This is a genomic window from Klenkia sp. AC732 (genome assembly GCF_979256525.1).
On record NZ_CEEDOS010000036.1, the window covers coordinates 25,013 to 51,331 of the forward strand.

The following is a 26,319-nucleotide window of genomic DNA, read 5'->3' on the forward strand; positions in this document are numbered from 1 at the left end:
CTCGTCGAGGGGTCCGTGACGGGGGCGTCCACCTGCGGGTGGGCGCCCCCGTCGGCGTCCCGGGCAGGGCGCCCAGGGCACCCGGGGCAGGACACTCGGGGCAGGACGACGCCCGGGCTCAGCTGTCGATCGGGTGGGCGCCCAGCTGGGCCTTGAGCAGGGCCAGCGCGGCCTGCTCGGGGTCGACCGGGGGCGGGGCGTCCGGGCCGGTGACGTCGGCGGCCCGCTCGGCCATCAGCTCGTCGGCCTCGGCGGACTCGGCCGCACGCGCCGCGGCCCGGGCCTGCTCCGGGGGCACGGGCGGGGCGTCGGCCGCGGGCTGACCCGGGGTGTCCACCAGGGTGGCCACCCGCCAGCGCACGCCCAACAGCTGGTTGAGCGACTCGCGGATGACGTCCTTGTTGAGGTCGTCGCCCAGCCGCCGGGACAGCGCCGGTGAGGTGGTGGACAGGGTCAGCACCCCGTTGGCCAGGTCGTGCACGGTCGCGCTCTGCAGCAGGGCCGCGGTGGTCCGCTTGTGCCCCTTGACCACGCTGAGCAGCTCCGGCCAGATCCGCCGGACGTCGGCCGTGGTCAGCTCGCCGTCGTCGGACTGCTCCTCGGGCGGGTTGGCCGACACCAGCGGCATCGGCTCACCACCGCGCGGGGCCGGGGAGGACTCGGCAGCGGCCCGCGGCTCGGGGCGATCGGCCGCCGGTGCCCCGGTCGGGGTCGCGGACGCGGCGGGCGCGGCGGGCACGGACGGCGCCGCCGGCGCGGCCGTGGGCCGGGACGGCTGCGGCCAGTCCTCGTCGTCGGTCGGCTCGGGGGGCAGCGGGATGTCCGGTTCGCCGGACGACGCCTGCGGGCGCGACCGCTCGGCGGCCGGGGAGGGGGGCGACGCCGCAGCCGGGCGTGCGGGCGCCGCACCCGGGGTGGCCGTGGCGGGCCAGCCGTCGACCTCGGCCGGCGGGGCGGCGGGAGCAGCCGGGGCGGACGTCGACCGGGTGGGCGCACTGCCCGGGGCGGTCGTGACGGGCCAGCCGTCCACCTCCTCCGCCGGGGGCGCCGGGACCGCCGGAGCCGACGCGGCTGCCGCCGGTCGGGCGTCGGGCGACGGCTCGGGCGTGCGCTCGGAGGAGGGCTCGGGCGCGGGCTCGGCCGGTCGGGCCACAGCCTCCCCCTGCGTGCGAGCCGCGGACGGGGCCGGCTCGGCCCGGCGCGGCGTCGCGGCGGCCGGGACGGGCGGGTCGTGAGGGGGCGCGGCCTGGGTCGGCGCAGCCTCCTCGGCCCGCGCGACCGGGCGGGCCGCCGGCTCCTCCCGGGCCTGGGACGGGCGCACGTACGTGGGCCGCCGGGCCTCCTCGGCAGCAGCATCCCGGGGCGCCTCCACCGGTCGCGGCGACTCGACCGGCCGCTGGGGGGCGGGCGCCGCCTCGGCCGCCGGGCGCCCGGCGTGCTCCCCGGCGATGGACATCCGCCGCTCGAGACGCTCGAGTCGCTGCAGGGTGGCCACCGCGGAGCCGTCCACGCCGGGCAGCAGCATCCGCGCGCAGACCAGCTCCAGCAGCAGCCGGGGCGCGGTGGTGCCCCGCATCTCGGTCAGGCCCTCGTGCACGGTGTCGGCCAGCCGGGACAGCGTCGCGGCACCCATGGACGTGGCCTGCCGGCTCATCAGGTCCAGCCGGTCCGGCGGGCAGTCCAGCAGCCCGTTGCCACCGGCCTCGGGCACGGCCTCCAGCACGATGAGGTCGCGGAGGCGGTCCAGCAGGTCGGTGGCGAACCGGCGCGGGTCGTGACCGGCCTCGACCACCCGGTCGACGGCCTGGAAGACCCCGGGGGCGTCGTGCGCGGCCAGGGCGTCGACGGTCTCGTCGAGCAGGGCGTCGTCGGTGACCCCGAGCAGGCCCACCGCCGTGCGGTACGTGACGCCCTCGGGCCCGGCACCGGCCAGCAGCTGGTCCAGGATCGACAGCGAGTCGCGCACCGAACCACCGCCGGCCCGCACCACCAGCGGGAACACGGTCGCCTCGACCGTGACGCCCTCCCGCTCGCAGGTGGACTCCAGCAGCTTGCGCAGCGTGGTCGGCGGCACGAGCCGGAACGGGTAGTGGTGCGTGCGCGACCGGATGGTCGGCAGCACCTTCTCCGGCTCCGTCGTCGCGAAGACGAAGACCAGGAACTCCGGCGGCTCCTCGACGACCTTGAGCAGTGCGTTGAAGCCCGCCGTCGTGACCATGTGGGCCTCGTCGACGATGTAGACCTTGTAGCGGCTGTGCACGGGGGCGAAGAACGCCCGTTCCCGCAGGTCACGGGCGTCGTCCACACCACCGTGGCTGGCCGCGTCGATCTCGATCACGTCGATCGACCCGGGGCCGTCCGGCGCCAGCGCCACGCAGGAGACGCAGACCCCGCACGGCGTCGCCGTCGGACCCTGCTCGCAGTTCAGCGAGCGGGCCAGGATCCGCGCGGAGGAGGTCTTCCCGCAGCCCCGGGGACCGCTGAAGAGGTAGGCGTGGTTGATCCGCCCGCCCTCGACCGCGTTCACCAGCGGGGTGGTGACGTGCTCCTGGCCGACCACCTCGGCGAAGGTCGCCGGACGGTACTTGCGGTAGAGCGCCAGAGCCACGCCCTGAGGCTACGGGTCGCCCCCGACACTCCTGCCGGGTGAGCGCTACTGGGTCAGGGCGAGGAAGAACTCGACGGAGCCGGCGTCCTCGACGCTGACGAAGCCCAGGTCCGGCGCGGTGACGTCGTAGTCGCCGAAGGTGACCGGGATCGAGCCCGAGGCCTGCACCCCGTCCGCCGTCCGGACGACGGACAGGTCCACCGTGACCGGCTGGGTGACCCCGTGCAGGGTCAGCGTGCCGGCGACCGGGACGGTGACCGGCGTGCCGGTGAGCTCGGGCAGGTCCACGGCGTCGGTGACGGCGAAGGTGGCCGTCGGGTTCGCGTCGACCTCCATGACGTCGTCCCGGAAGTAGGAGTCCCGGCGGTCGCTGTCGGTGGTGATCGAGGCGACGTCGACGGTGACGTCGGCCGAGGCGAGGTCGCCCTCGGCGACGACGACGGAGCCCGTCACCTGGTCGGTGGTGCCGGCGACGGTGACGTCGGCGCCGTTGAGCACCTCGTCGACCCGGTAGCCGGCGGAGGAACCCGGGCCGATGGTCCAGGTCCCGTCGGTGGTCTCGGTGAGCGGGACGTCGGACTCCTGCGCCTGCACGGTCTGCGCGGGCGGGGCGTCGTCCTCGAGGGCGGCGTAGACGAGCGGGCCGGCGACGGCGCCGACCACGACGAGCGCGGCGACACCCCCGGCGATGGTCCAGGTGCGGCGACTGGGCACGGAGCGCTCCTCAGCGGTTGAAGGTTCATGCAGTGAACCAGTCCGGGATGAGAGCGGGCTGTGCGAGATGTGCGTGCGCTGTGACCGTGCGCGGCACCCTGCCCGGGACACGAAGGGACCCCCCGCACACCCGCCAGAGCCCGCTTATCCTTGCTGCCTTCCGGCCCTGGGGAGGTTCACAGGTTGACGCCGCACGAGGGGTCTGCCGGAGAGTCTAGAGGACACCGCCGCGAACCCGGTGGACGGCTCCGCGACGATCTCCCCGTGACCACCCCGGCCCGCGGCTTCACCCTCGTCGTGCTCGCCGCGCTCTGCTGGGGAACCTCCGGTGTCGCCGGGGACGCGGTGCTGCGACGCACCGACCTGGACCCCCTCGACGTCGCCTGGCACCGGATGGCGGTCGGCGCGGTCGTGCTGGTGGGACTGCACCTGGCGCGCCGCCGGCCGGTGGGCACCGGCGGCGCCCGGGGCCGGCTGCTGCTGGTGGGCCTGGGGCTGGGGGCCTACCAGGCCGCCTACTTCCTCGCCGTCAGCGCGGCCGGGGTCTCGATCGCCACCCTGGTGGCGCTGGGCGCGGCCCCGCTGCTCATCGCGGTCGGCGGCACCGTGCTCGGGCACGGCCGCCCCGACCGGGCCACCGTGGTCGCCCTGGCCGTCGCGCTCGTCGGCCTGGTGCTGCTGGTGGGCGTCTCGGCGGCGGAGGACACCGGCTCGGCGGTCCTGCTCGGCGCGCTGACCGCGCTGGGCTGCGCGGTGGCCTACGCCGCGGTCGTGCTGACGTCGTCCCGGGTGCCGGCCGGGGTGCCCACGACGACGGTGGGCTTCGCCGTCGGCGCGCTCGCACTGACCCCGGTGGCGCTGCTGGCGGGGCTGGACACGACCGGCGACCCGATCGCCCTGGCCCTGCTGGTCTACCTGGGCGCGGTGCCCTCGGCGCTGGCCTACGGGCTGTTCTTCACCGGCGTCCGGGCGGTGCCCGCGGCGGTGGTCTCGATCGTGACGCTGCTCGAGCCGCTGACCGCGACGGCGCTGGCCACGGTGCTGCTCGGGGAGCGGCTGGCCCCCACCGCACTGGTGGGGGGCCTGCTCATGCTCGGCGCGGTGGCCGGGCTGTACCTGCGGAGGATGGGAGATTCGAACTCCCGAGGGCTTGCACCCAACCCGCTTTCCAAGCGAGCGCCATAGGCCACTAGGCGAATCCTCCAGTTGCGCCGCCCAGACTACCGGGCGGCTCGGGGCGACTCAGCCCCGGCTCTCCACCACCAGCACCTGGTCGGCCGCCTCGAGGGTCACCACGGCGGACTTGGGCGGGTTGAGGTGCACCGACCCGGTCGCGGAGACCCGCCAGCCGAGCACGGACTCCCCCCGCAGGGCGCCGGAGGAGACGATCGAGCCGTACCCCACCGGCGCGGTGCCGACGTAGCGGTGTGCGGGCCGGAAGGACAGCCGGGCGCCGTCCGGGGAGAACAGGTCCAGGAACACCTGGGCCAGCTCGGTGCGCTCGGAGAGCTGGGCCAGCATCAGGCTGGTGACCTCGTCGCTGACGATCCAGTCGTCGACACCGCCGGCCTGGGCCAGCTCGACGTCGTCGCGCTCGAGGACCTCGGCCACGATCCGCACCGACCGCTCACCGCCCGAGGGCCACACCCGGCGCAGCGCGAGCAGGGTCAGCAGCGTGCGGGCGTCGCCGTCCGCGGCCTCGACGGCGTCCCGGTAGCTGAGCACGATGCCCTGGTCGTAGGTCTGGTCGGCGACCAGCGTGGCCAGCTCGTCGGGGCCTGCGGAGGAGGCGAAGACCCGCAGCTGCGAGTGCGTCAGGCCCTCGACCCGGACGTCGGCCGGGTCGACCAGCGCCGGGTCGACGACCACGTCGACGACCGTGCCGTCGACGGCGAACTGGTCGATCTCGCGGACCACCTTGGGGCCGAGCACCGACCAGCCGACCACGAGCAGGTGGGTGGTCTGCGGCACCTCGTCGGTGGCCACCAGCGGCACCGAGGGCTCGACGGCGCGCACACCGGTGCAGGTGAAGGTGGAGTCGTCCTCGGCGACGGCGATGACCTCGTCACCGGCGACGACGACCCGGTCGGCGGGCGGGTTGACCTCGACGCTGCCGTCGGCGTGGGCCAGGCCCAGCACCGAGGCGCGGTCGAAGGCGACCAGCACGTCGGCGTACGTGGCGCCGGTGAGCTCGGGGAAGGAGGAGAAGTAGACCTCGTCGCCGGCGAAGTCCAGCAGGTCGCGCAGCACCTGGGACAGCCCCGACTGCCGGCACGACTGGGCGGTGATCTCGGCGATGACGTGGTCGGAGTTGACCGTGACGACCTTCTGGTCGGTCAGGGTCTGGATGCTGGCGGCGTAGGTGGGGTCGGCGATCTCGGCGACCACCCGCGGGCCGCTGAAGTCCGGGTCCAGGGTCTTGATGGCCAGCACGGCCTTGATCGCGTCGGCGTCCCCGGACCCCGCGCCCATGACGATCACCGAGCGCGCGCCGAGCAGGTTGACCATCCGCAGGTCGTCGGCCTTGGCCGGCGACCCCGAGCGGCAGACGACCCGGGTGGTGCCCAGGTCGCGGACGGCGGCGGACAACGTGTCCTCCATGACCGTCTTGTCCTCGACCCCCAGGACGACGACGGCGGCGTCCTTCTCGCTCTCGTTGGCGACCACCAGCTCGCTGACGATCGCGCCGATCCGCGGCGACCAGCCCAGCACCAGCGTGTGGCCGGTCTCCAGCACGTCCGAGCGGCCCTTGCGCAGGCCCTCGATCCGCTGGTCGACGCCGTTGGCGATCAGCCCGATGAGGCTGCCGGCGATGAAGATGCCGGCCAGGGTGACGACGAAGGAGAGCAGCCGGACCGGCCACGTGCTGTCCCCGGCGAAGGTGCCGGCGTCGACGACGCGCAGCATCGCCTGCCAGATGCCCTCCAACGGGTTCGACACCGCAGCGCCGCCGTTGACCCCGGTCAGCCCGGTGACCCAGAACAGGACGCCGAAGAGGACGAAGATCGCCAGGGTCAGAGCGGCGAGCCAGCCGATGACCACCGCCGGGCCCTTGGCCAGGGCGTTGTCGAACCGGTACCGGGTCTTCTGCGCGAAGGTGGGGTCCAGGACCGGGCGCTGGCGGCGCACGGTGTGGGCCGCGGGGGCCGGCTTGGCCATCCGGGTCCGGCGGCTGACCGCCTTGCCGGGCCGGGCCGGTCGCGCCGACTGTGTCTTGATCTCGCCCATGTGAAAGCTCCTCGCTGCCCCGGGTGGTCTCCCCGGGGGGTCCCCCGACCGTCCCGAGGACGGCGATCAGCCGACACCGTAGGGCCTGGTGGGCGCGCCGTTGCGGCACCGCACCGCCTCGTCGCCGGTGTGGTGGAGCACCGCTCCACCGGGCAAGCTCGCAGCCACCGACCCCGAGCCCGACCCAGGAGTGCCCCGAGATGACCGCCGAGACCGAGCCCGTCCGCCCCGAGGTGGTGGACGCGATCGTCGCCGCGCTGACCGAGACCGACCCCAGCGGGCTGCCCGCGGACGCCACCCGCGCGGAGAAGGACGCCGCCAAGGACCGGTACTTCACCCGGATGGTGGCCGGGCGCGACCAGCGGGACCGGCAGTCCCGCGCCTGGGAGCTGCTGCTGACCCGCAGCTACGACGACCCGCCCACCTGGTCCCAGCTCTTCGACGACCTGCCCGCCGGCAGCCAGGACGAGCTCGGCGACCTGTTCGACGCCCTCCCCGAGGGCGCGCAGGCCGAGTACACCAAGCGCTACGGCACCCCCGCCGGCGTCTGAGCGGCCCCCGTCCCGCGCCGGTAGCGTCGCTGCGGTGACGAGTCCCGGTCCCGGCCACCGGGTGGCCGGGCGGTACCGGTTGCTGTCCCGCATCGGTGGCGGCGGGATGGGCGCGGTCTGGCTGGCCACCGACGAGCGGCTGGGCCGCGACGTCGCGGTCAAGCAGGTCGTGCTGCCGGTGGGGGTCTCCCCGGAGGCCGCGGCGCAGCAGCACGCCCGGACGATGCGCGAGGGCCGGATCGCGGCCCGGGTCAGCCACCCGCACGCGATCGCCGTCTACGACGTCGTGGACGACGGCGGCTCACCGTGGCTGGTGATGGAGCACCTGCCCTCGCGCAGCCTGGCCGACGTGCTCTCCTCGGCCGGGGTGCTGCCGGTCCAGCAGGTCGCCCAGATCGGCGCCCAGCTGGCCGACGCGCTGACCGCCACCCACGCGGCCGGCATCGTGCACCGGGACGTGAAGCCGGGCAACGTGCTGGTCGGGCAGGGCGGCCGGCTCGAGGGCCTGGTGAAGATCACCGACTTCGGCATCTCGCACGCCACCGGCGACGTGCGGCTGACCCAGACCGGCATGGTCACCGGCACGCCGGCCTTCCTGTCCCCCGAGGTCGCGCGGGGCGAGGAGCCCGGGCCGGCCAGCGACGTCTGGTCGCTGGGCGCGACGCTGTTCACCGCCCTGGAGGGCGACCCGCCCTTCGGCTCCAGCGGCAACAGCCTGGAGCTGCTGCACCGGGTGGCGGCCGGCGACGCCGACCCGCCGGTCCGCTCGGGGGCGTTGACCGGACCGCTGCAGCGGATGCTGGCGCCCGACCCGACGCAGCGCCCGGAGATGAGCCGGGTGCGCGACGAGCTGGCCCGGATCGCGGCCGGCTCCGACGGCGACGTGACCGCCGTCCTGGACGCCCGGACGCCGCTGACCACGGTGCCGCTGCCGCCGGCCCGCTCGGCCACCCGGACCGACGTGCCGGTGCCCCCGCCGCGCACGGCTGCCCCGCCGCGGACGAGCGCGCAGCCCCCGCCGAGCCCGCAGCCCCGGCCGGTCGCCCAGCCACGTCCCGCAGCCGCCGGCCCGCAGGTCGGCGCCCGTCCCACCCGGCGGCGACGCGGGCCGGTGGTGGCCGCGGTCGTGGCGCTGGTGGCGCTGCTGGCCGCGGGTGGGGTCTGGCTGGGGACCCGGGACAGCGGCGGGCCGACGGCGGCGGACCCGGCCGGCAGCAGCACCCCGGCGCCGGCGCCGGACCCCACCACGGACGGGGCCGGCCAGGAGTCGACGCCGGCGCCGACCACCGAGCCGACCACGGCCCCCACCACGGAGCCCCCGCCGACCACCGAGCCGGACGTCGTCACCGCCAACGAGGTGGCCGCGGCCCTCGCCTCGTACTACGCCTTGCTCCCCGAGGACCCGCAGACCGCCTACGGGTTGACCGGACCGCAGCTGCAGGACGCCGCGAGCCGCGGGGACTACACGTCGTTCTGGCGGCGCTTCGACGACGTGGTGCTGGGCCCGGTGAGCGCCACCGACGGCTCGCTGGAGGCGACCGCGCAGGTCACCTACGTCGAGGACGGCGAGCAGCTGGTCGAGCAGCACCGGTTCACCCTGGTCGAGGCCCCGGACGGCTCGTTGCTGGTCGACCTCGACGTCGCGGTCTGAGCCCGGGGCGGGTGCGCCACCCCGGGCCCAGCCGGTGCGTCAGCGGGCCAGGAAGCCCAGCAGGGCCGCGTTGAACTCCGCCGGGTGCGAGGCGTTGACGCCGTGCGGTCCGCCCGCGATCACCACGGTCTCGGCACCGGGGATCGCCGCGGCGGTGCGCTTGCCGCTGGCCTCGAAGGGCACCACGGCGTCGGAGTCACCGTGCAGCACCAGCACCGGGATCGTGAAGGCCTCCAGGTCGCGGCGGAAGTCGGTGCCGGAGAACGCCACGACGCAGTCGTACGTGCCCTTGGGCGAGGCGTAGGCGGCGATGTCCGCGGAGTGGTCGCGGACGGCCTGGCTCACCGTCTGCTCGCCGTCCGCGTCGAAGAAGTTGCTGGCGAAGCCGTCGACGAAGGCCACCCGGTCGCTGCGGATCGCGTCCAGGAAGGACTGCACCGTGGCCGCGTCCAGCGCGCCGTCCGGGTTCTCGTCGGACTTCCCCAGGAACGGCGGGACGGCGGCGGCGAACACGGCCTTCGCGATCCGCTCGGTGCCGTACGTGCCGACGTAGCGGGCCACCTCGCCCCCGCCCATGGAGAACCCGACCAGGGTCACCTCGCGCAGGTCCAGGTGCTCGAGCAGGGCGTGCAGGTCTGCGGCGAAGGTGTCGTAGTCGTAGCCCTCCCACGGCTGGGAGGACTTCCCGAAGCCGCGCCGGTCGTAGGTCACGACCCGGTGGCCGGCCTCGACCAGGGCGGGTACCTGGGCCTCCCAGGAGCGGCCGGACAGCGGCCAGCCGTGGATCAGCACGACGGGCCGGCCGGCCCCGTGGTCCTCGTAGTACAGCTCGACGGGTGCGCCGCTCTCGGTGCCGACGGTCAGGGTCGTCATCGGGGTGCCCTCTCTGTCCGACCGCGGGATGCGGTCTCCGTCCCGCACAACACCTCGTGCACGAGGTTGTTCCCGGGAGGCGGCGCCGAGGATGATCACGGCATGGACGACGACGCCGCCGAGCTGTCCGAGCTGCTCTGCTTCGACCTGTACGCGGCCTCCCGGGCGGTCACCGGGCTCTACCGCCGGCTGCTGGCCGACCTGGACCTCACCTACCCGCAGTACCTGGTGCTGGTGCTGCTGTGGCGCCGCGGTGCCCAGCCGATCAAGGCCATCGCGGAGGACCTGCACCTGGACTACGGCACGCTGACCCCGCTGCTGCAGCGCCTGGAGGCCAAGGGGCTGCTGGTCCGGACCCGGCGGGCCGAGGACGAGCGGTCGGTCACGATCACGCTGACCGACGCCGGGGACGCCCTCCGCGGCCGGGCCCGCGGCATCCAGGCCGGCGTGCGCGAGGCGATGGCACTGGACCCCGACGAGACCGGGGCGCTGCAGCAGCAGCTGCGTCGACTGGCCGGCTCGGTGGAGCAGGCCGCGCGCTGAGACGCCGCACGGACGAGCGAGGGCGGCACCCGCGTGGGTGCCGCCCTCAGTTGCTGGCGGTGGCGGTGGGATTTGAACCCACGGAGGCTTTCACCTCACCCGCTTTCGAGGCGGGACCCTTCGGCCGCTCGGACACGCCACCGTCGAGCACACTACAGGCCGCGTCGGGCGGCGAAGAAGGCACGTAGCAGCGCGCCGGACTCCGCGGCCCGGACGCCGGCCACCACCTCGGGGCGGTGGTTGAGCCGGCGGTCCCGGACGACGTCCCACAGCGAGCCGGCGGCCCCGGCCTTCCGGTCGTCGGCGCCGTAGACGACCCGGGCGACCCGGGACAGCACGGCGGCCCCGGCGCACATCGTGCACGGCTCGAGGGTGACGACGAGGGTCGCACCGGTGAGCCGCCAGCCGTCCCCGTGCGCCGCGGCGGCAGCCCGCAGGGCCAGCACCTCGGCGTGGGCGGTGGGGTCTCCGACCTTCTCCCGCTCGTTGGCGGCCTCGGCCAGCACCTCCCCGCCCGCGGACAGGACGACGGCGCCGATGGGCGCGTCGCCCCACTCCGGCGCCTGCGCCGCCAGCTCCAGGGCCCGGTCCATCGCCTGCTCGGGGGTCACGTCAGGTCGACCCCGGTCAGCCGGGCGAGCTCGGCCAGCGCGTCGGCCGGGTCGACGACCTTGACGGTCTGCCAGCCCAGTGCGCGGGCGGGCTTCAGGTTGGGCCCCAGGTCGTCGAGGTAGCCGACCTCGGTCGGGTCGATCTCGCGGGCCACTGCCCGGCACAGCCTCTCCAGGGTCAGCGGGTAGATCGCGGGCTCGGGCTTGCGGATGCCCTCCACCGAGCTCTCCACGACGACGTCGAAGAGCTCCATGAGCGGCCCGTGCTCGCCCTCGGGGTCCATCGGGGCGGCGTTGTTGCTCAGCAGCGCCAACGGCAGCCCGGCGTCCCCCAGGCGGCGGACAGCGGTGACCACCTCGGGGCGCACCCGGCCGTGCAGCGCGGCGAGCACCCGGGTCGCGTCCACGTCGTGCCCGGCCGCGCGGGCCTCGGCCTCGAAGACCTCCACGAAGCCGTCGGTGTCCAGCTCGCTGCGCTCGAAGCGGGCCCAGGCGTTGTCGTGCGGGTTGGTCGTGTTCAGCCGGGCCACGGTGCCCTCGGGCAGCCCGACCTCGCGCTCGTAGTCGCCGAACGCCGCCAGCGGGCTGGTGGTGACGACGCCGCCCAGGTCGAACACGACGGCGGTCACCCGGGCGGTCACGGGCGCACCGCGGCGGCGAGCTCGTCGGCGAACCCCAGCCGGGCGGCGACGGCGGCCACCATCTCGTCGGCCCACAGGTCCGCGGCCAGGATCGGGGCCAGCTCGTCGGCGGGCAGGCCGGCGTCGCCGAAGAGGTCCAGGTCCCCGGCCGGCCAGCCGTCCTCGGCCTCGTCGGCGGCGTCGAGGTCGCCGGGGTCGATGCCGTAGCGCTCGACCAGCTCGCTGGCCAGCAGCCACTCCTGCAGGGTGACGTCGCTGATCAGCGCCCGCACCATGCCGCCGGGGCCGTGGGTGAGCGCCACGAAGTACAGCCGGGTGTCCACGACCAGCACGTAGGGCCCCGGCCAGCTGGTGCCCGGGGCGCCGAGCGCCCGCTCCAGCACGGGCAGCTCGTCGGAGGCGTCCTGGGCGAGCAGCTCGACCTCCCAACGGTCGGCCTTCTTCTCCACCCGGACGGCCCAGGAGGCGAGCACCTGGGTGACGGACTCCTCCGCGTCCCCACCCACCGGCTCCTCGCCCACCGCTCCCTCGTTCACCGCTTCCTCAGCAACGTCAGTCCGTCGGCGATCGGCAGCAACACGGTCTCCCAGCGTTCGTCGGTGGCCAGCGCGGCGTTGAGCGCCGCGATGGCCCGGTCGTCGTCGTCCTGCGGGTCCAGCACCCGGCCGGCGCGCAGCGTGTGGTCCAGCAGCACCAGGCCGCCGGGGTGCAGCCGCGGGTGCAGCGCCTCGACGTGGCCGGCGTACCCGGTCGCGTCGGCGTCGAGGGAGGCCAGGTCGAAGGTGGGCTGCAGCGGGAGGGCGGCCAGCAGCTCGGCGGCCTCTCCCAGGCGCAGCTCGATCCGCTCGTCCACGCCGGCGCGGGCCCAGTACCGGCGCGCGACGGCGGTCCGGTGCCCGTCGCGGCCCAGGCACAGCAGGCCGCCGTCGGCGGGCAGGCCGCGGGCGATGGCCAACGCGGACAGCCCGGTGGAGGTGCCGATCTCGACCGCCCAGCGCGCCCCGACGAGCCGGGTGAGCAGCTGCAGGAACCCGGCCTGCTCGGGGGCGACCTGGTGGATCGGGCGGCCGTCGCCGGCGGCAGTCGTCGCGGCGGTCTCGGCGACCAGGTCCGCGACGACGTCGTCCGGCGGGTCGCAGGAGGCCCGGACGTGGTCCGCCAGCTCCGCGCTCAGGAGGAACGACTGCGGCGTCATGGGTGCGATCATCGCCGACGTGTCCGACCCCACCGAGCCCGACGTCCCCCCGGCGCTGTTCGCGGCGCTGGCCGCGGACCCCCTGGCGGCCCAGCTGGGCATCACCCTGGAGCAGGTCCGGCCGGGCTACGCGCGCGCCTCGATGACCGTGGGGCCGGCGCACCTGAACGCCGTGGGCATGGCGCACGGCGGCGCCACGATGGCCCTGCTGGACGTCGTGCACGCCGCGGTGAGCAACAGCCACGGCACGCTCGCCGTCGCCCAGGACGTGCACACCGAGTTCCTCGCGGCCGGCCGGCCGGGCGACGTGCTCACCGCCGAGGGCACCGAGGTGCACCGCAGCAGCCGGACCGCGGTCTACCGGATCGAGGCCCGGGCCCAGGACGGCCGGATGGTGGCCACCGCGCTGGCCCGGGTGTTCCGGCTGGGCACCGAGTGGGAGCTGCCCACCGACGACTCCCCGCCCCCGGTCGCGCCCACCCAGCTGCTGGACCCGGTCGTGGTCATCGAGACCGCTCCCCCGCCGCCGCCCGTGGCCGGCCCCGGCACCCGGCCGGCCGGTCCCACCCCGGCGCCCGACGAGCTCCGGTGAGCCGCCTGCCGGTGCCCACGATGCCCGCGCCGCCGGTCTGCGTCGTCGGGCTGGGACAGCTGGGCGGGTCGCTGGCTGCCGCGCTGGTCGCGGCGGGCCGCCCGGTCACCGGCTGGGACACCGACCCGGCCGCCCGTGCGGCCGCCGCCTCCCGCGGGGTCACGATCGGTCGTGAGCTGTCCGGCGTCGTCGTGCTGGCCACCCCGATCCCGGCCCTGGACACCGCCCTGGACGACCTGCAGGTCGACGGCGACGCCACCGTCACCGACCTGGGCTCGGTGAAGGCCCCCGTGCTGGCCGCCCTGGGCGCCCGGTTCGGCACCCGCTTCGTCGGCGGTCACCCGATGTGCGGCACCGAGCGCAGTGGCCACGCCGCCACCGACCCGGAGCTGTTCCGCGGCGCCCGCTGGGCGGTGTGCCTGGAGCCCGACACCGAGCTGCCGCGCTGGCTGCGGGTGGCCGAGCTGGCCCTGGCCGTCGGGGCCGAGGTCGTGCCGGTCACCGCCCGGGAGCACGACGACGCCGTCGCCGCGATCAGCCACGTCCCGCACCTGCTGGCCGCGGCCCTCGCCGCCGCGGCCGCCGACGCCGGCCCGCTGGCGCTGGGCCTGGCCGCGGGCAGCTTCGCCAGCGGCACCCGGGTCATCGGCAGCGACCCGGCCTTCGTCACCGCGATGGTCGAGGGCAACGCCGGCCCCACCGCGGCCGCGCTGGCCGCCGTCCGGGCGCAGCTGGAGCGGCCGTGGCCCGAGCTGGTGGCCGACGGGCACGCGGTGGCCCGCCGCGCGGGCGACCACCGGACGCTGCGGGTGCCGCTGGACCGGGCCGCGCTGCTGGCACTGGGCCGGGCCGGCGGCGCCGTGTCCCGCCGGCTGGCCGCCTTCGTCGAGGGCTGGGTGCCCGAGGAGCCGGCGGCGTCGACCGCGCCCTGACCGGTTGACCGGGCCGTTCCGGGGCACGGTGCACGGTGGACGGCGGCACCAGCCGCCCTGAGGACAGGAGCGCAGCATGGACGAGAAGGACATCCTCGGCCGGATCCACGAGCTGGTCGAGGAGGAGCACCAGCTCCGCGAGACCGCCGCCGAGCACGGCGACGACCAGCGGGCCCGGGTCGCCGAGCTGGAGCGGCACCTGGACCAGGCCTGGGACCTGCTGCGGCAGCGCCGGGCCAAGCGGCAGTACGGCGAGGACCCCGACGCCGCGGGTGAGCGCCCCGAGCCGCAGGTGGAGAGCTACCTGCAGTAGGTCAGTGCGGCGGCCGCGCCACCGCGGCCACCCGGGTGAGGGCGTCGGTGACGCGGCCGGCGTCCTCCCCCAGCACCCCCAGCAGGTGGCCCAGCAGCGCGTCATGGGTGGCCTGCGCCGCGGCCAGCCGGTCGACGCCGCCCTCGGTCAGCCGGGTGCTGGTCGTGCGCCGGTCGCCGACACCGCGTTCCTGCACCACCCAGCCGTCCTCGGCCAGCCGGGCGAGCGCCTGACCCACCCCGGCACGCGAGGACCCGACGTCCTCGGCCAACCGGCCCACCGAGGCCCGCTCGCCGCCGACGGCCGCGACCAGGGACAGCAGGCGCAGGTCGGCCAGCGACAGCCCGTGCTGGGCCCGCAGCGCGGCGTCCAGCCGGACGCCCACCCGGGCGTGCACCTGCAGGACCCGGGTCCAGGTCTCGGTCACCGAGGGCCGGGCCCCGGCGAGCCCCCGCAGGTCCCGGGGGACCGTGGCGGCCGGGTCCAACGGGCGGTCGACGTGGGCGCGGTCGCCGGGGTCACCGTGCCTGCCGTGCCTGACCACCTCGGGGACGGCGCTCAGCCGGGGGTGCCGGGTGACGCCCAGTCGTCCCGGCGGGGACGACGGGCGGCCGCGGCGGCCAGCGCCACCGCGAGGAGCAGCAGGGCGAGGCCCGCGGCCATCAGCGGCCACGGTGCGCCCCGGCCGTCGTCGCGGGTCTGCACGGCGGCGATCTCCAGGTCCACGGCGGTGCTGGCCGCGGAGGCCCGGCCCAGCAGCTGCACGGTCGCAGAACCCAGCACCACGTCCTGCGGGATCTGGACGACGGCCTCGACCCGGCCGAGCTCGTCGGCGGTGACCGTGGCCAGCGGCGCGGCGACCCCGCCCAGGGACACCGTCACCTCCTCGCCGGGGGTGAACCCGGTGCCGCGCACGGTGACCACGCTGCCCGGGGAGACCTGACCGGAGGAGACGGTCCCGCCCAGCGGACCGCTCGGCGTGGGGGCCGCGGTGGGGCCGCTCGGGGTGGCCGGCGGCGCCGTCGTGGCGGGCGGCGTGGTGGTCGGTGTGGTGGTCGGTGCGGTCGTGGTGGGAGCCGTCGTGGTGGGGGACGCGGTGGGCGAGGGCGTCGGCCGCGTGGGCCGCGGCGTCGTCGGCGTCGGTGCGGGTGCGGGTGTCGTCGTGGGCACCGTCGTCGTCGGCACCGGGGTGGTCGTCGGGGCGCTCGTCGTCGGCTCGGTGCCGGTCGGCGGGGCCACGGCGGCGCAGTCGGCCTCGGTGGGGCGCGTGTAGTCCCGGAAGGTCAGCGGGTCCTCGGGCCCGTCGGCGCCCTCGACGGCGACGTCCACGACGACGGTGGTGCCCCAGTCGACCTCGCGGCCCTGCAGGGTGGCCTGGGCGCCGGCCGCCAGCTCGGTGGCCGGGCCGGCGGCGACCCCGTCGTAGCCGATCGTGAGCGTGAGCGGCTCGGACCCGTTGGTGACGGCGATCCGGACGAACCCGTCGGTGCAGTTCGGGCCGTACACGACCCGGCCGCTGGGGCGGGTCGGGTCCTCGATCGCCGCGGCGGGGCCGGCGGTCACGATCCCGCCGAGGAGGAGGACGGCCAGGGTGACGGCGAGGCGGGCGGCCGGCCGGTGCGCGCCGGGGACCGCGGACACTGCGCTGCGCACCCCACACCCCCGTCCGGTGCCGGCGGGGACGCTCCCCGGGCGACCCATGATGTCCACGGGACCTGCACGTTTGTCGAGCCGGAGCCGTTCCGCAGGCGTGTCGGGCGGTGTGTCGGGGCGCAGGTGGCGGGTGTGACGCCCGGGTCCCGGTCCGAGGGCCCGGGCCGGGGGTCTGGGCCGGGGGTCCGGGCCGGGGGTCCGGGCCGAGCACGCCCGTGGCCGCCCACGCCGTCCGTGGCACGGTGTGCAGCAGCTCACTAGCGTCGCGGCATGACCGCAGGGGCAGGCACCGGACGGCGACGGCAGGACGAGGTCTACCGGGCGGGCGTCTACGGCCGCCGTCCGCGGGTGCCCACGGTGCACACCGCGCTGGCCGCCGCGGCCCGCCGCAAGCTCACCGCGCGGGCGCTGGGCTACGTGGCCGGTGGCGCCGGCGGGGAGTCCACCGTGGCGGCCGACCGGGCCGCCTTCGACCGCTGGCGGGTCGTCCCCCGGGTGCTGCGCGACGTCAGCGCGCGGGACACCTCCGTCGAGCTCCTCGGCCGCCGGCTGCCCGCGCCGCTGCTGCTGGGCCCGGTCGGGGCGCTGGAGCTGGTGCACCGGGAGGCCGACCTCGCCGTCGCCCGCGCCGCCGCGGACACCGGTGTGCCGATGGTCTTCTCCAACCAGGCCTCGGTGCCGATGGAGACCACCGCCGCGGCGATGGGCGACAGCCCGCGCTGGATGCAGCTGTACTGGTCCACGTCGGACGACCTGGTCTCCTCGATGCTGCAGCGGGCCGAGGCCAGCGGGTGCGAGGCGGTCGTGGTCACCCTGGACACCACGATGCTGGGGTGGCGCCCCCGCGACCTGGACCTGGGGCACCTGCCCTTCGCCCTGGGCAAGGGCATCGCGCAGTACACCTCCGACCCGGTGTTCCGCCGGCTGGTCGAGGAGCGCGCGGCAGTCGCGGCGCCCCGGGACCCGCAGCCCCGCCCGACGCCGGCCGCCGTCCGGGCGCTGGTCGGGATGGCCCGGGCGTGGCCGGGGTCGCTGGCGGAGAACCTGCGCTCCCCGCTCCCCCGGGCTGCCGTCGAGACGTTCCTGGCCATCTACTCCCGACCCTCCATCACCTGGACCGACCTGGCCTGGCTGCGGGCGCAGACCCGGCTGCCGCTGCTGCTCAAGGGCGTCCTGCACCCCGACGACGCCCGGCGCGCGCTCGACGAGGGCGTCGACGGGCTGGTGGTCAGCACGCACGGCGGCCGCCAGGTGGACCGCTCGATCGGCGCGCTGGACGCGCTGCCCGACGTCGTCGCTGCGGTGGACGACCGGGTGCCGGTGCTGCTGGACAGCGGCGTCCGCAGCGGGGCCGACCTCTTCGTCGCGGTCGCGCTGGGCGCCCGGGCCTGCCTGCTGGGCCGGTCCTACGTCTACGGGCTCGGACTGGCCGGCGAGGAGGGCGTCCGGCAGGTGGTGGAGGACGTCGTCGGCGAGTTCGACCTGACGCTCGGCCTGACCGGGCACACGGCGGTCGACCAGCTCTCCCCGGAGGTGCTGCGCCGGGTTTGACAGCCGCCACGGGGGCCACCACCGTCGTCGGGCACCTGCCCGCGGCGAGAGGGGACCACCCGTGAGTGCACCGACGGTCCGCAGCCAGCTCTTCCGCCGCAAGCCCGTGTCGGCGCTGACCGAGGAGACCGACGGCGGCCTGGCCCGCAGCATCGGCACCTTCCAGCTGATGGCCTTCGGGATCGGCGCCACCATCGGCACGGGCATCTTCTTCGTGCTGACCACCGCGGTGCCCGAGGCCGGCCCGGCCGTCGTGCTCAGCTTCGTGATCGCCGCGGTGACCGCCGGGTTCACCGCGCTCTGCTACGCCGAGCTGGCCTCCACCATCCCGGTCTCGGGGTCCAGCTACTCCTACGCCTACGCGACGCTGGGCGAGGTCGTCGCCTACGCGGTGGGCTGGTGCCTGGTGCTGGAGTACGCGGTCAGCTCCGCCGCGGTCAGCGTCGGCTGGTCGGAGTACCTGGACCAGCTCCTGAGCGACACCGTGGGCTGGCGGATCCCGGAGGCGCTGTCCGCCGCCCCTGGCGCCGGCGGGGTGGTCAACCTGCCGGCGATCGTGCTGGTCACGCTGTGCGCGCTGCTGCTGGTGCGCGGGGCCAGCGAGTCCGCGACCGCCAACGCGGTGATGGTCGTGGTCAAGGTCGCGGTCCTGCTGCTCTTCGTCGTCATCGCCGCCACCGGCTTCGACAGCGGCAACCTGACGCCGTTCGCCACCATGGGCGTGGCCGGGGTCAGCGCAGCTGCCTCGACGATCTTCTTCTCCTTCATCGGCCTGGACGCGGTGTCCACGGCCGGGGAGGAGGTGCGCGACCCGCGCCGCACGCTGCCGCTGGCGATCCTCGGCGCCCTCGTCGTGGTCACCGTCGTCTACCTGCTGGTCGCCTTCGCGGCCGTCGGCGCCCAGCCCGCCGCGGAGTTCGAGGGCCAGGAGGCCGGGCTCGCGGTCATCCTGGAGCGGGTGACCGGGGCGTCCTGGCCCGGCGTCCTGCTGGCCGCCGGGGCGGTCGTGTCGATCTTCTCGGTGACCCTGGTGACGATGTACGGCCAGACCCGGATCCTGTTCTCGATGAGCCGGGACGGGATGATCCCGTCGCTGTTCAGCCGGGTGGACCCGCGCACGCTGACCCCGCTGCGCGGCACGGTCGCCGTCGCGCTCTTCGTGGGCCTGCTCGCCGGGTTCGTGCCGCTGGACTTCCTCATCGACCTGACCTCGATGGGCACCCTGGTCGCCTTCTCGGTGGTCTCGGTGGGCGTCGTCGTGCTGCGGCGGACCGCGCCGGACCTACCGCGCGGCTTCCGGGTGCCCGGTTACCCGGTGGTCCCGGTGCTGTCGGTCGCGTTCTGCCTCTACCTGATCGCCGGGCTGTCCGGGACGACGTTCGCGCTGTTCGCCGGCTGGCTGGCACTGGCCGCCCTGGTCTACGTGACGTACTCCCGCACGCACTCGACGCTGCGGGAGCCCCGGTGACCACCGTCCTGGGCTGGGCCGGTGCGGACGACGACTCCCCGCTCCGGCTGGCCGCCGCGGTCGCCCTCGCCTCGGCCGAGCCCCTGGTGGTGGCCTCGGTGGTGCCGCCGGACCCCGACGCCCCGATCGTGTCCCGGGTGGACCGGGAGTACCGGGCCTGGCGGGACACCACCGTGCGGGAGCGGCAGGAGGCCGCGGTGGGCGCGCTCCGGTCGCTCGGGGTCGACGAGGTGCGCGGCACCGTCGTCCGGGCGACGTCGGAGCCGGCCGGGCTGGTCGACGCCGTCCGCCGGGAGGACGCCGGGCTGCTCGTGCTGGGGGCCGCCGCCGCGGCGCCGACCGGCCGGTTCTCCGCCGGCTCGGTGGCCGAGCGGCTGCTGCACAGCTCCCCGGTGCCGCTCGCGCTCGCGCCCCGCGACTGCGGGCCGGTCGGACCGCCGTCCCGACTGACCTGCGCGTGGGCCGGCACCGCCCGCTCGGCGGAGGCGCTGACCTGGACCCGGCGACTGGCCCGGCGCTGGGGCGTGCCGGTCCGACTGGTCACCTTCGCCCCGGAGCGGGCCGCGATGCTGCCCTCGGAGATCGGGCTGCGGATCGAGCAGACGGTCAGCGAGGAGTGGGCCACCCAGGCCCAGGGCCGCCTGGACGACGTCGTCGGCGCCTGGGAGGGCGACCCGCCGGAGACCGTGGTGGCCCGCGGTGCCGGCTGGGCGGGTGCGCTGGCCGCCGTTCCCTGGGCGTCGGGCGACCTGTTGGTCGTCGGGTCCTCCCGGCTCGGGCCCCTCGCCCGGGTCTTCCTGGGGTCGACCGCGAGCCGGATCCTGCGGCACTCACCGGTGCCGGTGGTCGTCGTGCCGGCCGGGGCGGGTGGCGCGCCGACGAGGGGTTGACGCCGTTGAGTGGCGTGGGTCACAGTGGTCGTGGGCGGGGCAGCCGGCAAGATGATGGCTCCTCACTGCTGAGCGAGACCGACCAACGCGGCCAGACCGCCAGGACCGGCGCCCCGCCCCACACACTGGGTGCATGCCCGAGGTCGAGTTCGACGTGCACTGGCCCGACGGCCGCTCGCAGTGGGTGTACTCGCCGTCCCTGGTGGTGGAGGACGTCTTCACCGCCGGGAACGCCTACCCGGTGGCCGAGTTCCTGGCGCTGAGCCGACGGGCGATGCAGGCCGCCAGCGACCGGGTGCAGGCCCGCTGGGGCTTCCCGTGCACCCGGGCGGCGGCGACCCTGGCCGTCCTGGAGACCCGGGGCGCGGCGTTCGCCGACGGCGAGGTGGTGGTCGCGGGGTTCCGGCGCTGCTGAGACCCGCCCGGGGGTGGTGGGATGGGCGGGTGACGACTGACGCACAGATCCCCGGCATCCCCTCCCCGCTGCCCACCGGGGTGTTCATCGGCGGGCAGTGGCGGGACTCCTCCTCCGGGGCCACCTTCGAGGTGCTCGACCCGGCCGACGAGACCGTCCTGGCCCGGGTGGCCGACGGCACCACCGACGACGTGACCGCCGCCGTGGACGCCGCGTACGCCGCCCTGCCCGGGTTCGCCGCGACCCCGCCACGGCAGCGCGGGGAGATGCTGCGCCGCGCGTTCGAGGCGATGACCGCCCGGGCCGAGGAGTTCGCGCTGCTGATGACCCGGGAGAACGGCAAGGCCACCGCCGACGCCAAGGCCGAGCTGACCTACGCCGCCGAGTTCTTCCGCTGGTTCGCCGAGGAGGCCGTGCGCATCGACGGCGACTACCGGGTCGCCCCGGCCGGGGGCACCCGCACCGTCGTCACCCGCCAGCCCGTCGGGGTCTGCCTGCTGGTGACGCCGTGGAACTTCCCGGCCGCCATGCTCACCCGCAAGCTCGGCCCGGCCCTGGCCGCCGGCTGCACCGTGGTGATCAAGCCCGCCGAGGACACCCCGCTCACCGCGCTGCTGCTCACCCGGCTGCTCACCGAGGCGGGCGTCCCCGACGGCGTGGTCAACATCGTGCCGACGATGAACGCCAAGGACGTCGTCGCCACCGCCATGGCCGACCCCCGGCTGCGGAAGATCAGCTTCACCGGGTCCACCGAGGTCGGGAAGATCCTGCTCAAGCAGGCCGCCGACCAGGTGCTGGTGTCCTCCATGGAGCTCGGCGGGAACGCGCCCTTCGTCGTCTGCGAGGACGCCGACCTCGACGCCGCCGTCGACGGCGCGATGCTGGCGAAGATGCGCAACGGCGGCGAGGCCTGCACCGCCGCCAACCGATTCTACGTCCAGTCCGGGGTGGCCGAGGCCTTCGCCGGCAAGCTCGCCGAGCGCATGGGCGCGGTCCAGGTCGGCCGCGGGGACGACGAGGGCGTCGGGCTGGGCCCGCTGGTCAACGAGGAGACCGTCGCCAAGGTCGACCGCATCGTCCGGTCCACCGTCGACGCCGGTGCCCGGGTCGTCACCGGGGGCACCCGGCCCGAGGGGCGCGGGTTCTTCTACCCGCCCACGGTGCTGGTCGACGTCCCCGTCGGGTCGGCCGCCGTGGTCGAGGAGACCTTCGGCCCGGTCGCGCCGATCATCACCTTCGACACCGACGCCGAGATGCTGGAGCAGGCCAACTCCACCCCGTACGGCCTGGTCGCCTACGTCTTCACCGGCGACCTGGCCCGCGGGCTGCGGCTGTCCGAGGCGCTGGAGTTCGGCATGGTCGGCATCAACCGGGGCGTCGTGTCCGACCCGGCCGCGCCCTTCGGCGGGGTCAAGCAGTCCGGCCTGGGCCGGGAGGGCGCCCACGAGGGCCTGGCCGAGTACCTCTCCACGAAGTACGTCAGCTTCCCGCTCTGAGCCCGCCGTGGGTCAGGAGGTGGCGACCCGGGCGCCGGACTCGACGTCGAAGACGTGCAGCTCGGTGGTGTCGATGTCCAGGTGGACGGTCTCGCCCTTCATGGGGGGACGGCGGCCGGGGACCCGGATGGTGGTCATGCCCGACCGGTTCTCGGTGCCGGCTGCGGCGCCGGCCAAGGAGCCGTAGGCGAAGGCGTCGGAGCCCAGTTCCTCGACGACGGCGACCTCGAAGGGCACGCCGGTCTGGGCGGTGGTGAGGGTGGCGGACTCGGGCCGGAAGCCGATGGTGGCGGTGCGGGCACCGCGGCCGGCCAGCTCGGCCAGCGCGGCACGGGGCACCGGGATCGTCTGCCCGCCCAGCAGCGCACCGCCCTCGGTGAGCTCCACCTCGACCAGGTTCATCGCCGGGGAGCCGATGAAGCCGGCGACGAAGACGTTGGCCGGGCGGTCGTAGAGGTTGCGCGGGGTGTCGACCTGCTGCAGGTAGCCGTCCTTGAGGACGGCGACCCGGTCGCCCATCGTCATGGCCTCGACCTGGTCGTGGGTGACGTAGACGGTGGTGGTGCCCAGCCGGCGCTGGAGGGCGGCGATCTCGGTGCGGGTCTGTACCCGGAGCTTGGCGTCCAGGTTGGACAGCGGCTCGTCCATCAGGAAGGCCTTGGGCTGGCGCACGATGGCCCGGCCCATCGCCACCCGCTGACGCTGGCCGCCGGACAGGGCCTTGGGCTTGCGGTCCAGGTAGTCGGTGAGGTCCAGGATGCGGGCGGCGTCCTCGACGCGGCGGCGGGCCTCGGCCTTGTCCATGCCGGCGATCTTCAGGGCGAAGCCCATGTTCTCCGCGACGGTCATGTGCGGGTACAGCGCGTAGTTCTGGAACACCATCGCGATGTCCCGGTTCTTGGGCGGCACGTGGGTGACGTCGTGGTCGCCGATCCGGATGCTGCCCTCGGTGACGTCCTCGAGACCGGCCAGCATCCGCAGCGACGTGGACTTGCCGCACCCCGAGGGACCGACCAGCACGAGGAACTCCCCGTCGGCGATCTCCAGGTCCAGGGCGTTGACCGAGGGACGCTCGGCACCCGGGTACGTCAGGGTGGCGCGGTCGTAGGTGATGGCGGCCATCGCGGGGGCGGTCCTCTCGGGACGTCGTTCGTGGCGGGTCCGGACGGACACAGCAGTGACCACCGACACTGACACGGCGTAGCGGGCGACGGCAAGCCGTGCCCGCGGCCCGCTGACCAGGCCCCGGACAGACGTCGGCCCCCGCACTCACGAGGAGTGCGGGGGCCGGCGCTGTCTCAACCAGACGTGCACCCGAAGGGATTCGAACCCCTAACCTTCTGATCCGTAGTCAGATGCTCTATCCGTTGAGCTACGGGTGCGTGGTCGTGCTGTTCAGTTGTCGCGCGGAGGCTCCGGGATTTGAACCCGGGATGGGCCAAAACCCAAACCGCATTAGCAGTGCGGCGCCATAGACCGGACTAGGCGAAGCCTCCCGGGCCACCAGGTTCCCCCGGAAGCACCGAGGACGAAGACTACCAGCGCCTCCGACCGGTGCCACCGGGGGGTCCCTCAAGCGGCGACGGTCTCCCGCGCGGCCGACACCGGCACCCGGCGTCCGGGCAGCAGGGTGACGACGACGGCCAGGGCCGCCGCGCCCGTGGCCAGCACCAACGCACCGCCCACCCCGTACGTGGTCTCCACGAGCGCCCCACCCAGGGCCGCCCCGACCGCCGACGCGCCGAAGGCGATCGTCGACAGCCAGGTGAAGGCCTCCGTGGTGGCGTCGGCCGGGGCGATGGACCCGACCAGCGAGCTCTGCACGGTCAGCGTCGGGGCGATGGCGGTACCACCCAGGAAGAGCAGGGCCCCGAGCAGCAGGGGCGAGGAGACGGCGGCCAGCGGGAGCATGCCGATCGTCGTCCCCAGCAGACCCCAGCGGTAGAGCCGGGGCAGGGACGCCGACAGCACCCGGGCGCCGAACCAGAGCCCACCGGCGACCGACCCGAGCGACCAGGTGGCCAGCAGGACGCCGGACAGGCCCGGCGAGCCGGCGGCGTCGGCGAACGCCGGGACGGCCACCTCGATCGCACCGAAGCCGAGCATCAGCGCCGTCCCACTGACCAGCACCCGGGGCATGCCGGGCACCCGGACGGTGGCGAAGAGGCTGCGCTGCACCGGGACGGCGGGCTGCCAGGCCCGCATCGCGCCGGAGGACGCGATGCCCAGCGTGCCGACCACGGTCAGCACACCGGCGACGGCGATCGCGGCGACCGGGCTGGCCAGCAGCGTCAGCGTGGCCACCGTCGTGGGGCCGGCGACGAAGACCAGCTCGGTGGTGGTGGCGTCCAGCGCGTAGGCCGTCGGCCGGACGGCGGGGTCCACCCGGGACCACAGCGCGCGCACGGTGCCGCTGACCAGCGGCGTGCTCATCCCGGCCGCGGCCGAGGCGCCGAGGACGGCCGGGGTGGACGTGGAGGTCAGCACGACGGCGGCCAGGGCCAGGAGCAGCAGCGGGTAGGTGACGGACTGCACGAGCAGGATCACCCGTGCTCCGCGACGATCGGCGAGACGGCCGAGCACCGGGGCCATCACCGCCATGGCGATCCCGTAGGTGGCCGAGGCCAGGCCGGCGACGGCGTAGGAACCGGTCTGCTGCTGGACCAGGAGGAGGAGGGCCAACGGGACCATCGCCGAGGGCAGGCGACCGGCGAAGCCGGCCACCAGCAGCACCGGGGCGGACGGCAGCCGCCACACGGTGAGGTACTGACGCATGACTGTGCTCACTTCAGACGTACGAGTGGGGAATCGTAGGGGGCCAACACCCGTTGGGTCCCTACGTCTTCCCGACGGTAGGAGATCGTGCGTAGGGAGTCAACCAAGTGACGACGCCTACAGGGCGTGTCGAGGGCGAAGGGGTCCCATGGACTACGACGACTACGGCTCCAACGCCGTCGAGCTGGCGATCGACCTGGCCAACGTGGACCGGTCCGCCGAGGACTGGCTGCCGGCCTTCCTGACCGCACACGACGAGTGGTTCACCGAGGGCACGTCACTGGACCTCACCGCGCGCGAGGCGAAGGCGGTGGCCTCGACGTCGGACCTGGTCCGCGAGGTCGCCCGGGCCCAGACGCAGGCCGACGTCATCGGCGGGCTCAACGCACTGCTCGCGCTGGCCGCGCCCCGGCCCTACGCGACCGACCACGACGGCGACCTGCACCTGCACTACGCCGCACCCGAGGCCGGCGCCCTGGACCAGCTGACGACCACGGTGGCGATGGGGCTGTCCCAGCTCGTGGTGCAGCACGGCTGGCAGCGACTGGGGGTCTGCGCCGCCGAGGGCTGCGGGAACGTCTACGTGGACACCTCGCGCAACGCGAGCCGGCGGTACTGCTCCAACACCTGCTCGTCCCGCTCGACGGTGGCGGCCTACCGGGCCCGCCAGAGGAGCTGAGCGCTCAGAAGGCGAAGTGCCGGGCCGCCACGCGACGGCGCACCGTGCTGCGGCGGGCACTGAGCGCCGTCGTGCCGGCGACGCCGACCCCCAGCACGACGACCCCGCCCAGGGCGTAGACGGCGGCCACGTCGGGCAGCGGGGTGCTGCTGGCAGCCGGGTCGAGCCGGTCCAGCAGCGAGGCCAGGGTGGCCACGGCGTCCTGCACCGGGGCGGTCAGCGCGCCGACGGCGGCGACGGCGGCGTCCGCCCGGTCGGCCGACACCCGGGCAGCGGCGACGACGGTCTCGGCGAAGGCGGTCTGCCCGGCGACGCCGGGTGCCGACTGCGGGAGTGCGGCGACCTGGTCGCGGGCGGTGCTCGCCGCGACGAGCGCGGCGTGGGCCTCCACGGCGGAGGCGCCGATGGCCTCGACCTGACCGGCGAGCAGCTCCTGCGCGGTGCGGGCCTCGTCCAGGGCCAGCGCCACCAGGGTGGCGGAGGCCGACGCGTCGGCGCCGGCAGCGGCCTGGGCGCGGGCGGCGTAGGAGGTGGCGAGCAGCTGCCCGGTCTCGCTCTCGGCGGCGGCCTGGGCGCCCTGACGGGCCTGGTCAGCGGCCGAGGCGGCGATGCCGGTGGCGGTGTCGGCCTCGGCCGAACCGCCGGTGGTCGGCTGCTCGGGGACGACGACCTGCGGCTGCGACGTCCGCGGCGCGACCTGCCCCGCGGCCGGACGCGTGGGGGTCCGACCAGCGGCGACCACGGGGGCGGCGACCGGGGCCGGCCCGGCGTCGACCACAGCGACCGGCGGGGCCTCGACGACGGGCGGGGTGACGGCGCTGTCTCTGATACACATCTGACGCTGCCGACGAAGATTAAGTGGTGTAGATCTCGGTGGTCGCCGTATCATTAAAAAGGGGGGGGGGGGGGGGGGGGGGGGGGGGGGGGGGGGGGGGGGGGG

The 26,319-nt window shown here is 75.4% G+C and carries 25 protein-coding genes, 4 tRNA genes, 1 other RNA gene and 1 pseudogene; 13 read left to right on the plus strand and 18 right to left on the minus strand.

Annotation, left to right across the window (positions count from 1 at the left end; genetic code table 11):
* Positions 1–118 precede the first annotated feature (118 nt).
* The 3 genes from AC0IVP_RS16345 to ffs form a co-directional block, all read right to left on the minus strand.
* Positions 119–2,608: a DNA polymerase III subunit gamma and tau gene (locus tag AC0IVP_RS16345; protein WP_471757878.1), complete on the minus strand. Its 2,490-nt coding sequence runs from the start codon at positions 2,606–2,608 to the stop codon at positions 119–121.
* Between the two features lie 45 nt (positions 2,609–2,653).
* On the minus strand, positions 2,654–3,322 hold the full coding sequence (locus AC0IVP_RS16350) for a YceI family protein (RefSeq protein WP_056294087.1): 669 nt from the start codon (positions 3,320–3,322) through the stop codon (positions 2,654–2,656).
* A 110-nt stretch (positions 3,323–3,432) separates the two neighbouring features.
* Positions 3,433–3,528, minus strand: an RNA gene (gene ffs / locus AC0IVP_RS16355) — signal recognition particle sRNA small type.
* A 58-nt stretch (positions 3,529–3,586) separates the two neighbouring features.
* Here ffs and AC0IVP_RS16360 point away from each other — a divergent pair.
* Positions 3,587–4,378: pseudogene (locus AC0IVP_RS16360) on the plus strand (DMT family transporter); the annotation flags it as partial.
* Positions 4,379–4,441: 63 nt separating this feature from the next.
* Here AC0IVP_RS16360 and AC0IVP_RS16365 read toward each other — a convergent pair.
* A tRNA-Ser gene (locus AC0IVP_RS16365) sits at positions 4,442–4,526 on the minus strand.
* A gap of 38 nt (positions 4,527–4,564) precedes the next feature.
* Positions 4,565–6,550 (minus strand): CASTOR/POLLUX-related putative ion channel, encoded by a 1,986-nt coding sequence (locus AC0IVP_RS16370; protein ID WP_056294095.1) that lies wholly within the window; start codon positions 6,548–6,550, stop codon positions 4,565–4,567.
* A gap of 200 nt (positions 6,551–6,750) precedes the next feature.
* Between AC0IVP_RS16370 and AC0IVP_RS16375 the strand changes: the two genes are divergently transcribed.
* Positions 6,751–7,101, plus strand: coding sequence for a hypothetical protein (locus AC0IVP_RS16375; RefSeq protein WP_056294100.1), 351 nt, complete (start codon positions 6,751–6,753; stop codon positions 7,099–7,101).
* A gap of 34 nt (positions 7,102–7,135) precedes the next feature.
* A complete protein-coding gene (locus AC0IVP_RS16380; RefSeq protein ID WP_471757880.1) occupies positions 7,136–8,752 on the plus strand; it encodes a serine/threonine-protein kinase in 1,617 nt (538 codons plus the stop codon).
* A 39-nt stretch (positions 8,753–8,791) separates the two neighbouring features.
* Here the strand turns inward: AC0IVP_RS16380 and AC0IVP_RS16385 are convergent, their stop codons facing one another.
* The gene (locus AC0IVP_RS16385) at positions 8,792–9,625 is read right to left on the minus strand and encodes an alpha/beta fold hydrolase (RefSeq protein WP_471757882.1); all 834 of its coding nucleotides are present in this window, start codon (positions 9,623–9,625) and stop codon (positions 8,792–8,794) included.
* Between the two features lie 102 nt (positions 9,626–9,727).
* Between AC0IVP_RS16385 and AC0IVP_RS16390 the strand changes: the two genes are divergently transcribed.
* A complete protein-coding gene (locus AC0IVP_RS16390) occupies positions 9,728–10,168 on the plus strand; it encodes a MarR family winged helix-turn-helix transcriptional regulator (RefSeq protein ID WP_471757884.1) in 441 nt (146 codons plus the stop codon).
* 54 nt (positions 10,169–10,222) lie between these two features.
* Here the strand turns inward: AC0IVP_RS16390 and AC0IVP_RS16395 are convergent.
* The 5 genes from AC0IVP_RS16395 to AC0IVP_RS16415 all read right to left on the minus strand — a co-directional run bounded on the left by AC0IVP_RS16395 (position 10,223) and on the right by AC0IVP_RS16415 (position 12,615).
* Positions 10,223–10,310 (minus strand) — tRNA-Ser (locus tag AC0IVP_RS16395).
* Positions 10,311–10,320: 10 nt separating this feature from the next.
* On the minus strand, positions 10,321–10,779 hold the full coding sequence (locus tag AC0IVP_RS16400; protein ID WP_471757886.1) for a nucleoside deaminase: 459 nt from the start codon (positions 10,777–10,779) through the stop codon (positions 10,321–10,323).
* Positions 10,776–11,420 (minus strand): HAD family hydrolase, encoded by a 645-nt coding sequence (locus AC0IVP_RS16405; protein WP_056294113.1) that lies wholly within the window; start codon positions 11,418–11,420, stop codon positions 10,776–10,778. Before AC0IVP_RS16405 ends, AC0IVP_RS16400 begins: the two co-directional genes overlap by 4 nt.
* Entirely contained in the window at positions 11,417–11,956 is a 540-nt protein-coding gene (locus AC0IVP_RS16410) for a tRNA adenosine deaminase-associated protein (RefSeq protein WP_235564735.1), read from the minus strand. The genes AC0IVP_RS16405 and AC0IVP_RS16410 overlap by 4 nt, the downstream gene beginning before the upstream one ends.
* Positions 11,953–12,615, minus strand: a complete 663-nt coding sequence (locus AC0IVP_RS16415; RefSeq protein WP_471757888.1) for an O-methyltransferase — start codon at positions 12,613–12,615, stop codon at positions 11,953–11,955. Before AC0IVP_RS16415 ends, AC0IVP_RS16410 begins: the two co-directional genes overlap by 4 nt.
* Between AC0IVP_RS16415 and AC0IVP_RS16420 the strand changes: the two genes are divergently transcribed.
* From AC0IVP_RS16420 to AC0IVP_RS16430, 3 genes are all read left to right on the plus strand, one after another.
* Positions 12,614–13,207: a PaaI family thioesterase gene (locus tag AC0IVP_RS16420; RefSeq protein ID WP_471757890.1), complete on the plus strand. Its 594-nt coding sequence runs from the start codon at positions 12,614–12,616 to the stop codon at positions 13,205–13,207. The two genes, AC0IVP_RS16415 and AC0IVP_RS16420, sit on opposite strands and share 2 nt — an antisense overlap.
* On the plus strand, positions 13,204–14,139 hold the full coding sequence (locus AC0IVP_RS16425; RefSeq protein ID WP_471757892.1) for a prephenate dehydrogenase/arogenate dehydrogenase family protein: 936 nt from the start codon (positions 13,204–13,206) through the stop codon (positions 14,137–14,139). The genes AC0IVP_RS16420 and AC0IVP_RS16425 overlap by 4 nt, the downstream gene beginning before the upstream one ends.
* Positions 14,140–14,215: 76 nt before the next feature.
* The gene (locus tag AC0IVP_RS16430) at positions 14,216–14,452 is read left to right on the plus strand and encodes a DUF2630 family protein (protein ID WP_056294124.1); all 237 of its coding nucleotides are present in this window, start codon (positions 14,216–14,218) and stop codon (positions 14,450–14,452) included.
* 1 nt (position 14,453) lies between these two features.
* Here the strand turns inward: AC0IVP_RS16430 and AC0IVP_RS16435 are convergent, their stop codons facing one another.
* Both AC0IVP_RS16435 and AC0IVP_RS16440 read right to left on the minus strand, forming a co-directional pair.
* Positions 14,454–14,996: a MarR family winged helix-turn-helix transcriptional regulator gene (locus AC0IVP_RS16435; protein WP_056294127.1), complete on the minus strand. Its 543-nt coding sequence runs from the start codon at positions 14,994–14,996 to the stop codon at positions 14,454–14,456.
* A gap of 14 nt (positions 14,997–15,010) precedes the next feature.
* Complete coding sequence (locus AC0IVP_RS16440; protein ID WP_471757894.1) at positions 15,011–16,105, minus strand: hypothetical protein; 1,095 nt, start codon at positions 16,103–16,105, stop codon at positions 15,011–15,013.
* Between the two features lie 270 nt (positions 16,106–16,375).
* Here AC0IVP_RS16440 and AC0IVP_RS16445 point away from each other — a divergent pair, with 270 nt between their 5' ends.
* From AC0IVP_RS16445 to AC0IVP_RS16465, 5 genes are all read left to right on the plus strand, one after another.
* Positions 16,376–17,656: an alpha-hydroxy-acid oxidizing protein gene (locus AC0IVP_RS16445; protein ID WP_471757896.1), complete on the plus strand. Its 1,281-nt coding sequence runs from the start codon at positions 16,376–16,378 to the stop codon at positions 17,654–17,656.
* Between the two features lie 61 nt (positions 17,657–17,717).
* Positions 17,718–19,124, plus strand: coding sequence for an amino acid permease (locus AC0IVP_RS16450; protein WP_471757898.1), 1,407 nt, complete (start codon positions 17,718–17,720; stop codon positions 19,122–19,124).
* Positions 19,121–20,014: a universal stress protein gene (locus AC0IVP_RS16455; protein WP_471757900.1), complete on the plus strand. Its 894-nt coding sequence runs from the start codon at positions 19,121–19,123 to the stop codon at positions 20,012–20,014. The genes AC0IVP_RS16450 and AC0IVP_RS16455 overlap by 4 nt, the downstream gene beginning before the upstream one ends.
* 133 nt (positions 20,015–20,147) lie before the next feature.
* Positions 20,148–20,429 carry an MSMEG_0570 family nitrogen starvation response protein gene (locus AC0IVP_RS16460; protein ID WP_471757902.1) on the plus strand — a complete coding sequence of 94 codons (282 nt, stop codon included), beginning with the start codon at positions 20,148–20,150 and terminating at the stop codon, positions 20,427–20,429.
* A gap of 29 nt (positions 20,430–20,458) precedes the next feature.
* Positions 20,459–21,925 carry an NAD-dependent succinate-semialdehyde dehydrogenase gene (locus AC0IVP_RS16465; protein WP_471757904.1) on the plus strand — a complete coding sequence of 489 codons (1,467 nt, stop codon included), beginning with the start codon at positions 20,459–20,461 and terminating at the stop codon, positions 21,923–21,925.
* Positions 21,926–21,937: 12 nt separating this feature from the next.
* Here the strand turns inward: AC0IVP_RS16465 and AC0IVP_RS16470 are convergent, their stop codons facing one another.
* The 4 genes from AC0IVP_RS16470 to AC0IVP_RS16485 form a co-directional block, all read right to left on the minus strand.
* Positions 21,938–23,047: an ABC transporter ATP-binding protein gene (locus AC0IVP_RS16470; protein WP_471757906.1), complete on the minus strand. Its 1,110-nt coding sequence runs from the start codon at positions 23,045–23,047 to the stop codon at positions 21,938–21,940.
* 187 nt (positions 23,048–23,234) lie between these two features.
* Positions 23,235–23,307 (minus strand) — tRNA-Arg (locus AC0IVP_RS16475).
* A 25-nt stretch (positions 23,308–23,332) separates the two neighbouring features.
* Positions 23,333–23,421 (minus strand) — tRNA-Ser (locus AC0IVP_RS16480).
* A gap of 76 nt (positions 23,422–23,497) precedes the next feature.
* A complete protein-coding gene (locus AC0IVP_RS16485) occupies positions 23,498–24,700 on the minus strand; it encodes an MFS transporter (protein WP_471757908.1) in 1,203 nt (400 codons plus the stop codon).
* 148 nt (positions 24,701–24,848) lie between these two features.
* Here AC0IVP_RS16485 and AC0IVP_RS16490 point away from each other — a divergent pair, with 148 nt between their 5' ends.
* On the plus strand, positions 24,849–25,379 hold the full coding sequence (locus tag AC0IVP_RS16490) for a CGNR zinc finger domain-containing protein (RefSeq protein ID WP_056294162.1): 531 nt from the start codon (positions 24,849–24,851) through the stop codon (positions 25,377–25,379).
* 4 nt (positions 25,380–25,383) lie between these two features.
* On the opposite strand, the gene AC0IVP_RS16495 is transcribed toward AC0IVP_RS16490, so the two are convergent.
* Complete coding sequence (locus tag AC0IVP_RS16495; RefSeq protein ID WP_471757910.1) at positions 25,384–26,214, minus strand: hypothetical protein; 831 nt, start codon at positions 26,212–26,214, stop codon at positions 25,384–25,386.
* Between the last annotated feature and the right edge of the window lie 105 nt (positions 26,215–26,319).

Excerpts from the sequence above, each read along its gene's own strand:
- AC0IVP_RS16495 (WP_471757910.1), bottom strand. The coding sequence starts at position 26,214 with ATGTGTATCAGAGACAGCGCCGTCACCCCGCCCGTCGTCGAGGCCCCG.
- AC0IVP_RS16430 (WP_056294124.1), top strand. The coding sequence starts at position 14,216 with ATGGACGAGAAGGACATCCTCGGCCGGATCCACGAGCTGGTCGAGGAG.
- AC0IVP_RS16420 (WP_471757890.1), top strand. The coding sequence starts at position 12,614 with ATGGGTGCGATCATCGCCGACGTGTCCGACCCCACCGAGCCCGACGTC.
- AC0IVP_RS16415 (WP_471757888.1), bottom strand. The coding sequence starts at position 12,615 with ATGACGCCGCAGTCGTTCCTCCTGAGCGCGGAGCTGGCGGACCACGTC.
- AC0IVP_RS16485 (WP_471757908.1), bottom strand. The coding sequence starts at position 24,700 with ATGCGTCAGTACCTCACCGTGTGGCGGCTGCCGTCCGCCCCGGTGCTG.
- AC0IVP_RS16460 (WP_471757902.1), top strand. The coding sequence starts at position 20,148 with ATGCCCGAGGTCGAGTTCGACGTGCACTGGCCCGACGGCCGCTCGCAG.
- AC0IVP_RS16390 (WP_471757884.1), top strand. The coding sequence starts at position 9,728 with ATGGACGACGACGCCGCCGAGCTGTCCGAGCTGCTCTGCTTCGACCTG.
- AC0IVP_RS16370 (WP_056294095.1), bottom strand. The coding sequence starts at position 6,550 with ATGGGCGAGATCAAGACACAGTCGGCGCGACCGGCCCGGCCCGGCAAG.
- AC0IVP_RS16385 (WP_471757882.1), bottom strand. The coding sequence starts at position 9,625 with ATGACGACCCTGACCGTCGGCACCGAGAGCGGCGCACCCGTCGAGCTG.
- AC0IVP_RS16445 (WP_471757896.1), top strand. The coding sequence starts at position 16,376 with ATGACCGCAGGGGCAGGCACCGGACGGCGACGGCAGGACGAGGTCTAC.
- AC0IVP_RS16470 (WP_471757906.1), bottom strand. The coding sequence starts at position 23,047 with ATGGCCGCCATCACCTACGACCGCGCCACCCTGACGTACCCGGGTGCC.
- AC0IVP_RS16490 (WP_056294162.1), top strand. The coding sequence starts at position 24,849 with ATGGACTACGACGACTACGGCTCCAACGCCGTCGAGCTGGCGATCGAC.
- AC0IVP_RS16375 (WP_056294100.1), top strand. The coding sequence starts at position 6,751 with ATGACCGCCGAGACCGAGCCCGTCCGCCCCGAGGTGGTGGACGCGATC.